This is a genomic window from Nocardia inohanensis NBRC 100128 (assembly GCF_001612945.1).
Taxonomy (GTDB): domain Bacteria; phylum Actinomycetota; class Actinomycetes; order Mycobacteriales; family Mycobacteriaceae; genus Nocardia; species Nocardia inohanensis.
In genome coordinates this window covers 46,764-59,412 of the sequence record NZ_BDBK01000013.1, presented here as the reverse complement: position 1 = coordinate 59,412, position 12,649 = coordinate 46,764, and the positions used below count along the sequence as shown (strand labels likewise).

General features: G+C 66.3%; 11 protein-coding genes. 5 read left to right on the top strand and 6 right to left on the bottom strand.

Annotation, left to right across the window (positions count from 1 at the left end; translation table 11 throughout):
- Window positions 1-50: 50 nt before the first annotated feature.
- Window positions 51-1,079 (bottom strand): phosphotransferase family protein, encoded by a 1,029-nt coding sequence (locus tag NI1_RS25555; RefSeq protein WP_245663398.1) that lies wholly within the window; start codon window positions 1,077-1,079, stop codon window positions 51-53.
- A gap of 1 nt (window position 1,080) precedes the next feature.
- Complete coding sequence (locus NI1_RS25550; protein WP_067825517.1) at window positions 1,081-2,196, bottom strand: Rv3169 family protein; 1,116 nt, start codon at window positions 2,194-2,196, stop codon at window positions 1,081-1,083.
- 129 nt (window positions 2,197-2,325) lie between these two features.
- On the opposite strand from NI1_RS25550, the gene NI1_RS25545 reads away from it, so the two are divergent.
- A complete protein-coding gene (locus NI1_RS25545; protein WP_084523666.1) occupies window positions 2,326-2,958 on the top strand; it encodes a TetR/AcrR family transcriptional regulator in 633 nt (210 codons plus the stop codon).
- Window positions 2,959-3,638: 680 nt separating this feature from the next.
- A complete protein-coding gene (locus tag NI1_RS25540; RefSeq protein WP_157535342.1) occupies window positions 3,639-5,219 on the top strand; it encodes a PKD domain-containing protein in 1,581 nt (526 codons plus the stop codon).
- Here NI1_RS25540 and NI1_RS25535 read toward each other — a convergent pair.
- Both NI1_RS25535 and NI1_RS25530 read right to left on the bottom strand, forming a co-directional pair.
- Window positions 5,206-6,201, bottom strand: a complete 996-nt coding sequence (locus tag NI1_RS25535) for a TIGR03617 family F420-dependent LLM class oxidoreductase (protein ID WP_067825580.1) — start codon at window positions 6,199-6,201, stop codon at window positions 5,206-5,208. The genes NI1_RS25540 and NI1_RS25535 overlap by 14 nt on opposite strands.
- Window positions 6,202-6,324: 123 nt before the next feature.
- Complete coding sequence (locus NI1_RS25530) at window positions 6,325-7,953, bottom strand: GMC family oxidoreductase (RefSeq protein ID WP_067825515.1); 1,629 nt, start codon at window positions 7,951-7,953, stop codon at window positions 6,325-6,327.
- A gap of 306 nt (window positions 7,954-8,259) precedes the next feature.
- Here NI1_RS25530 and NI1_RS25525 point away from each other — a divergent pair, with 306 nt between their 5' ends.
- A complete protein-coding gene (locus NI1_RS25525; RefSeq protein ID WP_067825513.1) occupies window positions 8,260-9,492 on the top strand; it encodes a cytochrome P450 in 1,233 nt (410 codons plus the stop codon).
- A 63-nt stretch (window positions 9,493-9,555) separates the two neighbouring features.
- Window positions 9,556-10,020, top strand: a complete 465-nt coding sequence (locus tag NI1_RS25520) for a glutathione peroxidase (protein ID WP_084523683.1) — start codon at window positions 9,556-9,558, stop codon at window positions 10,018-10,020.
- 61 nt (window positions 10,021-10,081) lie between these two features.
- Here NI1_RS25520 and cyp51 read toward each other — a convergent pair whose 3' ends face one another.
- Together cyp51 and NI1_RS25510 are read right to left on the bottom strand one after the other, a co-directional pair.
- Window positions 10,082-11,434, bottom strand: coding sequence for a lanosterol 14-alpha demethylase (cyp51, locus tag NI1_RS25515; RefSeq protein ID WP_067825509.1), 1,353 nt, complete (start codon window positions 11,432-11,434; stop codon window positions 10,082-10,084).
- 122 nt (window positions 11,435-11,556) lie between these two features.
- Window positions 11,557-12,120 carry a TetR/AcrR family transcriptional regulator gene (locus NI1_RS25510; protein WP_067825507.1) on the bottom strand — a complete coding sequence of 188 codons (564 nt, stop codon included), beginning with the start codon at window positions 12,118-12,120 and terminating at the stop codon, window positions 11,557-11,559.
- A 118-nt stretch (window positions 12,121-12,238) separates the two neighbouring features.
- Here NI1_RS25510 and NI1_RS25505 point away from each other — a divergent pair, with 118 nt between their 5' ends.
- Window positions 12,239-12,646, top strand: coding sequence for a hypothetical protein (locus NI1_RS25505; RefSeq protein ID WP_067825505.1), 408 nt, complete (start codon window positions 12,239-12,241; stop codon window positions 12,644-12,646).
- Window positions 12,647-12,649 lie beyond the last annotated feature (3 nt).

Below are 12,649 nucleotides of genomic sequence, written 5' to 3'. Positions count from 1 at the left end.
TGGTCCGCCGATCACGCGAAGACCGGCGGACCGGAGCGGTGCGGGCGGGGCTAGCCCAGCAACTGCTCGATTCGGGTGGTACAGAAGCCGGTGATGTTCATCTCCGGCGGCAATTGCACGCGATTGGCCATGCGCAGCAACGGGACCGACAGCAGCACCGCGGCGAGGATCTCGTTGTACTTCAGATTGCGCACCGGCATCCCGGTCCGCTTTTCGTAGTACGCGATGGTCTCCTCGCGGGAGGGCGTACCGGGTAGCGGTTCGTGACCCTCGAAAACGCTGCTGGCCCAATCCAGGAAGAGCAGCCAGCCCAGATCGGCCTCGTGATCGCCGAGGTAGGCGATCTCCCAGTCCAGCACGCCGCTGACCCGGAAGTCCTTGTCGTACAGGATGTTCGACATGCGTGCGTCACCCCAGCAGAGGGTGAGGTGTTCGGGCCGGTAGGCGTGCGCGCGCAGGTACGCGATGGCCCGGCGGTAGGTTTCGGGCTGCTCCCCGCCGGTAGCCCAGGTCAGTGCCGAGTCCAGATAGTTGACCAGCTGCTCGACCGGCCCGTCCCCCGGATGATGCGAGAGCCCGAGGAAGTCGAGACGCAGCTCCCGCCAATCCAATCGGTGGATATCGGCGATGGTGTCGATGCACCCCCACCACATGCGCTCGCGCTGCTCCGGCGTGGCCTCGAAGTAGTTTCCGGCCGCGTGATACGACGGATAGTCGCTCGGCGCTTCACCTTCCAGCCGGCTCATCACGAAATACGGCGTGCTGAGCGCGGTTTCGTCGCGCTCGATCCACGCCACCTGCGGCACCGGGATATCGGTTGCGGCCAGCCGCTGCATGACCAGTACCTGGCGCAGCAGGTCGTAGTCGGGGAAGAGCGACATCTCCGGCGGCCGCCGCATGACCAGTGGCAACCGGCCGTAGTCGTCCTCGACCTCGAAAAGATAGGTCTCGGTGGCGAATCCGCGGGTGGTGCGGGCGAAGTCGACGATGCGCGCCTGCCCGGAGCCGGGCAGCCGTTCCCGCAGCTGTGGTTCGAGCGCGGCCCCGAGCTGCTCGGGAGCGATACGGACGGTGGACAACTCAGTACCCCTGGTAGCCATACCGGGCATTGCGGCCCAGGAACACCATCTCGACCAGGCCGTACCCGACCTTGCCCGCGGATTCGATGCGGCAGAAGGTCTCGCTCAGCATGCTGGCCTGTTTCAGATCCGCCACGTCGGTGAGGTCGGCGACGAAGTGATCCATCCACTGCTCGCCGCGCCACATGCCGGAGCCGTAACCGCGGTAGTTGTCGTAGCCGGCGATCCCCGGCCAGAAGTCCGACACCGGGGTGATGGTGAATTCGCGATTGCTGCCGTCGGCGGCGAGCACCGTGAAGCTGCCGCCGCTGACGATGCGGAAGTCGTCCCGGAAGGTCAGGTTGTGCTCGGCGTTGATCACCGGCACCACCTGCTTGCCGGAGTCCAGCTTGGGCAGCACATTGCCTTCGAAGTGCCAGCGCTGCCCGTCGGCGGTCTCGCGCTGCGCGAAATGCACCAGCTCGTCGTCGAATTGGAAGATGCCCATGTAGTAGAGGACGCCGTCGGGAATCTCGCTGGGCTGCAAGTGGTCTCCCTCGCCCAAACTGCCGCCGCCACCGCCGTGCCGGGTGCCCCAGGAGTGGTCGCGCCCGAACCACCAGGTGTCGGGATTGATGTCGTAGCGCACGCCATCGGCCTCCAGCCAGCCGGAGATGCGGCCGTTCTGGTAGTACCGGCGGGCGTCCTCACGGACCCGGCCGCGGGTGCGGAAGAACGCGGGTTCCTGTTCGTAGGCCGGGAATTCGCCTTCGAACTCGAGTTGCAGCTTGATGCCGGACTCGTTGTCGTCGAGGGTGGCGCGCACCTTGCGCAGCGGTTCGATGACCTCGTACCGGTACGGCCCGACCTGCCAGGAGCCCAAACCGTCGTAGCGCCCGCCGATTTCGCGGGACATCCGCACCACGTGGGCGGTCTTGCCGCCGACGGTGATCATGGCGTACGCGTCGGTGACATTGCGATTGGGGTAGCGGGCCATGCCGGTCATGACGCTCACCGTGCCGGTGGTGTCGAACCCGTACATGACGATGCGCTCGGTCCAGCGCAGGTCGCTCTGCTGCACGTGATCGAACGTGGTGGGCAGCTGGTGGCAGAGGAGTTCGTCCTGGGGCGTCAACATCGACTGGACCTCTCTAAAGGTGTGGCGCAGGCCACTGTGAATTAGAATACGGGCCGTAGCGTATTCCAAATCTGGCGAAGTTGTAACCTGTTCCAGGAAAAAACTTCCGGCGACCCGAAGGAGAGATCCGTGACCGCATCCGTGGGGAATCGGCCCGGCCCGGGTCGCCCCCGAGACCCGCAGCTCGACGCCCAGGTGCTGGCCGCCACGCAGGAACTGCTGGTCAGCGATGGCTATCAGGCCACCACCATTGCCGCGGTGGCGCGCCGGGCCGGAGTGGTCACCACCTCCATCTACCGGCGCTGGCCTGGGAAGCGGGCCCTGGTGGAGGACGCCATCTTCGCCCTCGAGAACGCCAACAATCCGATTCCCAGTGGCGATCTGGCGGCCGATCTACTGGCCTGGACCCGGCTGTTCCTGTCCGCCGCCGCGCATCCGGCGGCCCGCTCGGCCATTCCGGGCCTGCTCTCGGAGTATCACGACGACCAGGAGAGCTACCGCCGGCTGCTGGACCGCGGTGAACGCCCCACCATCGAGGCATTGCGGGAGCTACTCGCGGGCGCTGCGGCGGCCGGTCAGGCGGCCCCGGACTGCGATGTCGAAGCGGTCTTCGAGTTCCTGCGCGGTGCGACCCTGCTGCGCGCGCTCACCCACGGCACCGAGAGCGAAGACGAGTTCTGCCGCCGGATCGCGGACGCCCTGGTGGCCGTCGCGCAGCGCGGTGGGGTCGAACGGCAAGCTCAGAGCAGGCCCCACCAGTAGAACAGGCAAGCCAGCACGAAGACGACCACCGTTTCCATCGTTGAACTCCCAATCTCCGTGGCGCACTTACTGTCCATGATGCGCCGCCGGACGGGACCGCGGCCAGGATATGACGGTGCAAGATCGGTAACGAATGGCCTGCCGCCCCCTTCGCGGCAGGCCATTCGCGCCCGTGGAAACCGGTCGGCTTCGGTGTGGGATCCGACCCGACACCCCTCGTTGGACGGGCCGGACCTTGACCTTGCGCCTTCCGGTGTTGAGACAAACAATGCTTCGCGGGCCTTGGTGTGGCCTTAACAAGATCTTGCAAACCTGAAACATGCTGGTGGTGGGCTGTTTTCGTGATCTCGCCCGACGGTGGATGCGAATTGTCCACGGTGGTTAGCACATCCGTGCCGCGGCCGGTCTTTCGGCTCCGGCGCCCCCGGCGGCCTGCCTCTCGGGGCGGCATAGCCGTCGGATCGCGAATCAACTGCCGTCGGATAGCGAATCGGCGAGGTTTCACTCGCGGCGAGCGGCTGGAAGCGAGCGTGCGTTTTCTCGCATTAATCCCATTTGTCTAGCATATCCGCAGGTAGAACCAGCTAAATTCGGCCATTTCGGCGTGGCTGCCGGGCTGTTTCGCGCACCGCCCTCTTCTATGTCTGCTGTCAGGTTGCTGAACTCCCTAGGAGGAGCATGTGAAGGTGTGGCGATCCCGCTGTCGCGCGGTGATGCTGCCGACCCTCGCGGGTGTGATCGCGGTGGCCGGCCCGGTGCCCGCGGTGGCCGATTTTCCCGCGGACAACCCGCTGATCATCGATGTCAGCACCGCGCCGGACGGGCTGTGCAACGGCGCACTGCGCGGCACCACCGCCGTCTACGTCCCGTCCGCGCAACCCGGACAGGCGGATGTGGAATGGCGAATCCTGGCCGGGGAGCAGCCGATTCGCACCGGCATCACCGCGATCACCAATGACGTGGTGACGGTCGGATTCGATATCCGCCGCGATGAGCTGCCCCCGGACGGCCGACTACGGGTGGACGCCCGCACCCGAGTTCCCGGCGGCCAGGCCGGGACCTACGGCAAGCCCTGGAATTTCCGCGTCACCCGCGAGTGCGGCCCGCTGCACGTGGCCTCGATCGGCGATTCGGTGCTGTGGGGGCAGGGCCTGGACCTGGAACGCAAATTCGCGCACCTGACCGCCGAGGCGCTGGGCGCCGAAACCGGAAGGGCCGTGCAGGTTCACGACTATTCGCGATCCGGCGCGCTGCTCGATACGCCCACCGACGGCACGCAGTGCGGTGCCGAATCCGCCGAAGCGAGCCCCGACGTCTTCTGCCAACTCCACCAGGCCGCCGAAGAGGCCGCCGAGCACGACTACCGCTTCGATGTGGTGCTGCTCGACGGCTGCATGAACGATCTCGATCCGTTCTTCGGCATCCCGGTGGGCGTCACCCCCGGCACCGAGGATCTGACCGCCGCGGTGGAGCGCGAATGTGGCGGCGTCGGAGCGGAATCGACGAATCCCGCGGCGCATGTGCCGTACTTCAGCGGGGCCACCCTCGGCTACGGCGGACGCGGCATGCGCGATGCCATCGAACTCGCGCACGCGCTGCCGGGCAGCCCGAAGGTGGTGGTGGCCGACTACTTCCACGACGGCGACACCGAGACCCCGGCGGGCTTGCGGGAGCGCTGGTCCGAATTCGTGCGCGCCTCCGCGGAGGTGTTCCGGCGGGCGGCCGCCGACGCCAATGCCGCTGCCGCCGAACCCTTCGCGGTCGCGGCCGACGGATTGTTCACCGAGGACACCGGCGGGCTCGGCGCGACGCGGAAGCCGGCGCTCAATCCGCTCGGCGACGAATCCTTCGCGCTGCGCCTGCTCGCCTGCCCGCCGCTGGGCGATCTCCCACCGCAATGCCGCAGGTCCGCCATCGCCAATCTCAGCCTGGCCGATGCCCGGCCCTATGCCGACGCCTTCCTGCTCAATCCCCGTCTGCGCGAATGGTTCGGCGGCGGTGGACCTTCCGGGTCCGGCTTCACCGTCTCCCACACCAAGGCGGTGCGGGGGGCAGCGGTGAGTTTCGATGCCGCCCCCGCCGGAGCGGCCATCCTCCAGTACGACTGGTACTTCGGCGACGGCGAACATGCCAGCACGCGGACCGCGACGGTCTCGCATGCCTATACCGCCGGCGGGCCCAACCTGCCCCGCCTGGTGGTCACCGATATGACCGGGAACCGCAGCCTCTACGAGCTGGAGAACCCGATCATGATCGATTGAGACCGGCGGACAGTTCGGCGACGGCGTGATCACCGGGCGAGTAGCCGGGGAAGTACGCGCACACTCGGGAAGCACTGTCGCCGAACCGTTTCCGGATGATGTCGGCGCACTGGCCGGGAGTTCCGCTCACGGCCAGTGCGTCGACCATCGCATCGTCGATCAATCCGGCCATCTCGCGCCAGCGGCCCTGTTTGGACAGGGTGTTGAGCTCGGGTTGCAGCTCGCCCCAGCCCTCGACGTCGAGCACCGGACGGTAGGAGGGCGTCGAACCGTAGAAGGCGAGCAGGTTCCGCACCGCCCGGCGCGCCTGCTCGATCTCCGCCTCCGAATCACCCATCGCCACAATGGCTTCGACAATGATCTCGAACGGCCGCTCGCCCCGTCCCCTGGCGACCGCGGGCAGGGTTCGTTCCCGGAAGTGGCGCTCGGTATTGAACGGCATCACCAGTAATCCGTCCGCCGTCGCGGCCGCCATCTCGGTCATGCGCGGGCCCAGCGCGCCCACCAGAATCGGCGGCAGCCCATGGGGATTCGGCCCCGGATCGAATTGCGGCGTCATGAGCGTGTGCTGCCAGAACCGCCCCCGGTAGTCGAGCTGGGTGCCGTCCTGCCACGCGCGCAGAATCGCCCGTACCGCCCGCACGGTGTCGCGCATCCGCTCCACCGGCTCGGACCAGGTTGTCCCGTAACGGCGTTCGATATGCGGCCGGATCTGGCTGCCGAGCCCCAGCCGGAAGCGCCCGCCGGACAATCGATGCAGATCGTAGGCGGTGTGCGCGAGATGCATGGGGCTGCGCGGGAAGGCCATCGCCACATTGGTCATGATCGCCGCATCCGGGACGGTGGCCGCCAGCGCCAGCGGCAGGAACACATCGTTGGGGCCCTCGAAGGTGAACACCCCGTCCACCCCGAGCGCGCGCAATTCCGCTGTCCGGGTGGCGGATTCGCCCAGCGGTGCGTTGAGCCAGATATCCAGGGGCAGGGCGGACACGGCATTCCTCCGGAGTCCGGTGTGGAGAGAGCTCCGCCCCGGACCGATAACGGGAGCCGGCCCGGGGCGGTTCGGGTCACCGGTGGTCGTGGCCGGTGACCCGAGGTCTGCGGATCAGATGAACTCCGCGGCCTTCTCGCCGATCAGGTAGCTCGGCGCGTTGGTGTTGCCGCCGGTGATGCTCGGCATGATCGAGGCGTCGGCGACCCGCAGGCCCTCGATGCCCAGCACCTTGAGCGTCGGGTCCACCACGGCGCGCTCGTCCACGCCCATCCGGCAGGTGCCGACCGGGTGGTAGATCGAGTGCACCCGGTTGGGCAGCTCGCGGCGCAGCGCGGTCTCGTCCTGCAACGCGGGCCCGGGGGCCAGCTCCTCGGTCCAGTCGGCGCGAATGCTGCTGTGCGCCATGATCTCCCGGATCATCCGGATGCCCTCGACGAGGAATTCGGTATCGCGGGGATCGCTCAGATAGCCCGGGTCGATGAGCGGCGCGGCGAACGGATCGCCCGAGGCCAGCTTCAGCTCGCCGCGGCTCTTCGGGTAGATGAGGCTCGGGAAGATGGTGAAGCCGGGCCGCCGGTCGACCAGGTGCAGCTTGTCCTCATCCTGGTTGGGGATCGGGTAGCTCCACGGCAGGGTGTGGATCTGCATGTCCGGGTAGTCGCCGTCGGCGAACTTGGTCTTGACGAAGCCGCACGCCTCGAAGACCGTGCGGCCCATCCAGGAGCTGCCCGGACGCCGCAGCTCCTGCATGATGCCACTGGCGAAGTGGGTCGGAATGCCGCGGTGGATGGCCTTTTTGGAGATGTAGGTCATCGGCACGAACAGGTGGTCGTGCAGGTTCTGGCCGACCGGCAGATCCGCGACCACGTCGATGCCGTGCTCGCGCAGGTGCGCGGCCGGGCCGATGCCCGAGAGCATGAGGATCTGCGGCGAGCCGATGACGCCGCCGGAGACGATGACCTCTTTGCCCGCGCGCACGATGCGGCGGCTGCCGTTCTTCTCCGCGATCTCGACGCCGGTCGCCCGGCCGTTCTCGATGACGACGCGGGTGACGTGCACGTGGGTCAGCACCTTCAGGCCCGAGTCCGGGCGATCGGTGATGAAGCCGCGCGAGGAGCTGTAGCGCAGGCCGTTCTTCACCGACTGCTGGAAGATCGAGATGCCCTCCTGCGACTTGCCGTTGTAATCCTCGATGATCGGCGCGCCGAGCGTCTCGGACGCCGCGACCATGAACTCCTGGGCGATCGGCGTCAGCTCCTGCTGGCGGGTGACCTCGATGGGACCGCCCACGCCGCGCACGTCGCTGGCGCCGTCCTGCCAGTTCTCCAGCCGCTTGTAGGCGGGCAGGACCTCGTCGTAGCTCCAGCCGGTATTGCCTTCGGCGGCCCAGGAATCGAAGTTGGCGCGGTTGCCGCGCACGTAGAGCATGCCGTTGACCGAGCTGGACCCGCCGAGCACCTTGCCGCGGGTCATCGGGATCCGGCGATCGTTGGCGTGCTTCTGCGGGATGGAGAACTGCTTCCAGGTCACGCGCTTCTTCAGCTGCGGGACCGTGTGCACCATGCTGATCGCGCCCGGCATGGTGACCATGCGGGTGTCGTCCTTGCGCCCGGCCTCCAGCAGGATCACGCTCTCGCCGCGCTCGGCGAGCCGGCCTGCCACGACGGCGCCGGCGCTGCCCGCGCCGATCACGACGTAATCGGCTTCGGTGGCGTCCGCGTAGCGCGGAGAAGCGCTCATTTCAGTACCTCATCCTCGAGTGTGCCTCTGATCACTGTAGAACAAGTTCTAGTCTGCGCACACACTGGACATCATGTCCAGTCACAAGATCAAAGTTCAGGACGTTTGCGGACGCAAATATCCCGCAGTCCGAAGCGATGTGAACGAGTTCTAGAAGCCTGCTATCGGGTAGCTGGCGAGGGGGCTGTCGCGCGGGTGCGGATGGTGTCTGGAAACCTGTCCCGACCGGGGCATCGGCGTGGTTCAATTTCTGTGAAACACGTTCCAATTTCGTGATCATAGCGGCAACCTGCCCGAGGAGGAACAGTGTCTGTTCCGTCGTTTCCGGCCGGATTCGATCTCACCGATCCCACGATCTGGGCCGACCGGGTACCGGTCGAGGAGTTCGCCGCCCTGCGCGCGAACGCCCCGGCATTCTGGATCGCGCAAACACCCGAAACCGCTTTGCCCTTCACCGATTCCGGTTACTGGGCGATTACCCGGTACGAGGATGTCAAGGAGATATCCCGCAGACCGGAAATCTGGTCCTCGCATGTGAAGGGTTCCATCATCCGGCCGCCCGCGGATTCGGCGCCCGAGCAGATGGAGCTCACCTTCGATGCGCTGCTGGTGAATATGGATCCGCCGAAACACACCAAGGTGCGGCGCATCGTCTCCAAGGGCTTCACGCCGCGCGCCATCGAAAACCTGCGGGCCGCATTGACCGAACGCGCGCGGGCGATCGTCGCGGAGGCGAAAGCGAGCGGCGGCGGCGATTTCGTGGAGCAGGTCGCGTGCGAATTACCCTTGCAGGCCATCGCGGAACTGATCGGGGTGCCGCAGCACGATCGGCACAAGCTGTTCTCGTGGTCGAATCAGCTGCTCAACTATGACGATCCGGAGTTCGCCGGGGCGAATATGACCGCCAACGCCGAGCTGCTCGGATACGCCTACACCATGGCCGAGCAGCGCCGGGCGCAGCCGACGGGGGACATCGTCAGCCAGCTGGTGAATGCCGATATCGAGGGGGAGGCCCTGGGTTCCGACGAATTCGGGTTCTTCGTCATCCTGTTGTCGGTGGCGGGCAACGAGACCACGCGCAATGCCATCACGCACGGCATGAAAGCGTTCGTCGACAATCCGGATCAGTGGGAGCTGTTCAAGAAGGAACGGCCGCGCACCGTCGCCGATGAAATCGTGCGCTGGGCGACTCCGGTCACTTCGTTCCAGCGAACCGCCATGCGCGACACCGAAATCGGCGGACAGGTGATTCGCGAAGGGGAGCGGGTGGGGTTGTTCTACAGCTCCGCCAATTTCGACGACACGGTGTTCGAGGATCCGTTCCGTTTCGACATCACCCGCGATCCCAATCCGCAGCTCGGGTTCGGCGGCACCGGACCGCATTTCTGCGTGGGCGCGAATTTGGCCCGGCTGGAAATCGAGCTCATGTTCAACGCCATCGCCGATGCCATGCCCGACATCAGCGAGGTCGAGCCGCCGCAACGCCTCCAGCACGGCTGGATCAACGGCATCAAACATTGGCCGGTGCGCTACGGGTGAACCGATGCCGGTCACGAACTCGTTCTAGAATTCGTGCTTGTGACCAACCTTCGCGAAATTCCGCTGCGCACGCTGGACGACAAGCCCACCACCCTGGCCGAACTGGCCGGGGACAAGGTGGTGCTACTGGTGAATGTCGCCTCCAAGTGCGGTCTGACCCCGCAGTACGGCGGCCTGGTCGAGTTGCAGCAGACCTACGGTCCGCAGGGCTTCACCGTGGTCGGCGTGCCGTCCAACCAGTTCCTCGGCCAGGAGCCCGGTACCGCCGAGGAGATCGCCGAATTCTGTTCCACCACCTACGGTGTGGACTTTCCGCTGACCGAGAAGACCGAGGTCAACGGCGAGAACCGGCATCCGCTCTACGCCGAGCTGGCCCAGGTCGCCGATGCCGCCGGTGAGGCCGGCGACGTGCAGTGGAACTTCGAGAAGTTCCTGATCGGACGCGACGGGTCGGTGCTGGCGCGGATTCGGCCGCGCACCGAGCCGAAGGACGCCTCGGTGATCGCGGCCATCGAAGGCGCGCTCTAGTCTTCTTCACCGAGAATCACAGCCCCTCGACCGTAAGGTCGGGGGGCTGATTTCTTTCGAATTACCGAGCGCGACGCCGATAGCGCACCGCACACGGCTGTTCCAGTTGGACCACCATCTTGGAATGGTCGTTGCGGTAGCTGTCGGATGGCTGGGCGAGCTCGAATTCCCAGTCGCGCAACAGGATCGAGAAGATCGCTTTGAGCTGCATCAGAGCGAAGGCCGCACCGACGCAGCGATGCCGGCCCGCGCCGAACGGAATCCAGGTCCAGCGGTTCACCAGATCGGCCTGATTCGGGTCGAGGTACCGGCTCGGATCGAAGGTGTCGGGATTCGGGAAATCCTCCGGAATCCGGTTGGAGACGGCGGGAGTCGCGGCGACCAGGTCGCCGGGTGCGATGCGATATCCGCACACGTCGAACTCGTCCTGCGCCACCCGCATCAGGATGATGAGCGGAGGATGCATTCGCAGCACCTCCTTCAGCACCGCCTCCAGATGCGGAATCTGCCGCAGCGCATGGAAACTCACATCCGCGCCGTCCGCGTAGAGGGTGTCCAGCTCGGCGGTTACCCGCGCCATCACCTCGGGATTGCGCAGCAGCTCGATGATCGTCCAAGCGGCCGTTCCGGAGGTGGTGTGATGCCCGGCGAACATCATCGAAATGAAGATCCCGGTCACCTCGCTGGCCGAGAACCGCGGCTTGCCCTGCTCGTCCCGCACCGACACCAGCACATCGAGCATGTCCCGATCGTCTTTGTCCCCGGGCGGATTCGCCAACCGACCCGCCATGATGTGCCGCACCAGCTTCACCAGCTGCCACCGCGCCTCGTCCCGCCGCCGGAAGCTCTCGATATCCGCGTGCGGATCCACATAGCAGTACGCGTCGGTCCCACGCTCGAGTTCGTGATAGAGATGCGCGAACCGCTCGTCCAGCTCCTCCCGGAACTTCTTGCCGATCAAACACGCCGAAGACGTGTAGATCGTCAGCTCCGCGAAGAACTCCAGCAGATCGATCTCCCCCGCATCCCCCCACCGCTCCAGCATCCGATCCACCTCGCGCGCAATGGTGCTCGCGTGCCCGCGCATCTGCTCGGCCCGCAGTGCCGAATTGTGCAGCATTTCCTTGCGCCGCTCCGGGGGAGCGTCGAACACCACCCCTTCCCCGAAGATCGGCTTCATGAACGGATAGGCCGCCGCCTGATCCAGGTCCTCGTCGGCCGCCCGGAAGAAGAACTCATTGGCCTGCGCGCCGGACAGCAACACCACTTCGCGCTGTGCCAGCCGGAACGACCCGACATCTCCGCACTCCGCCCGCACCCGCGCCATCAAGGCGATCGGGTCGGTCCGGAACTCCTCGAGATGGCCGTGTTCATGCTCTCCACCGGATACCTGCCGCGGCTTGACCAGGGTCATCGGAAACCTCCCGCACTGGAGTAGACACCTGTCCAGACGCTACAACGGGTCGCATTGCCCGGCAAGGCTTTCCGGTGAAACGAAAAATCTTCGCGCGCAGCCGGAATCGCCCGCAGCGCAATTCAGTTCGGCAGCACCTGCCGCGCCGCTTTCTCCAGCCGATCGGCAATTTCGGCATACGACCCGTATCCGATGCCCGCTCGCAACATCGCACCGGCGTAAAGCATTTCGAGCGTATCGACCAATTTCGGATCCAAGTCGGCCCCGAGCGCTTCCACCAGCCGATTCCGGATCTCCGCGCCGATCCGCAGCCGCAGATGCGCCACATCCGGATCGGTGCCCAGCAGGGCGCTGGTGACGGCCCCCGCGAGCGCCGGATCATCGGCGACCAGCATGGCCACCTGCCGCAACACCGCGACCACCCGCTGCGTGCTGTCCGCGCCCTCGTTCTCGGGCGGTGGAGTGGCGGCCAACCGCCGCCAGAACATCTCCGCGACCAGGTGTTCCTTCGATGAGAAGTAGGTGTACGCGGTAGCGGTACCCACTCCCGCGGCGGCCGCCACCATCCGCACGGTGAGCCCCGCGAACCCCTCTCGCGAAAGCACCTCCATCGCGGCCCGGGTCAGCTTCTCGACGGTATCCGCCTGCTTCTCGGTAAGCCGCCGCCGAGTGGCCTCCATGCTCACCACTGACCGGGCAGAATTGGAATCAGACACGTGTCCAGATGCTACTATGGCCGAACCCTCCGAGCAACTCACCAATGCGCATTCCGCATCAATGAGAATGTTCCAGAAAGGTTTTCGAATGTCCGCGGCCGACCTTTCCGGCGACTCCCGCGAATTGTCCGCACTCGCCGGGCAACTCCCCGCGGCGCTCTCCGCCGCCGAAAGCCGGGTCCTGCTCGAAGCCGCTCACACCTACGGCGCCACCCGCGCCGCCATGACCGACCCGGCCGCCGCCGACCCCCGCACCTGGCGCACCCCACTGCGCCTGCTCGTGCTGGACGGCACCCGGCCGGAGGACGCCGTGCGACGCGACTACGACAACTGGACCCATTGGATCGCCGGCGGCGGCCTGCTCGCCATCCACGGCGTCTCCGCCGCTCCGGCGGCCGACCGGAGCTACGGCCGCGCAGTCGATTCCGGAAAGTTCCGGGAACTGCCCGGAATCGACTCCCTGCGCATCCTGCAACGCACCGCGGCCTGCGGTTGAACC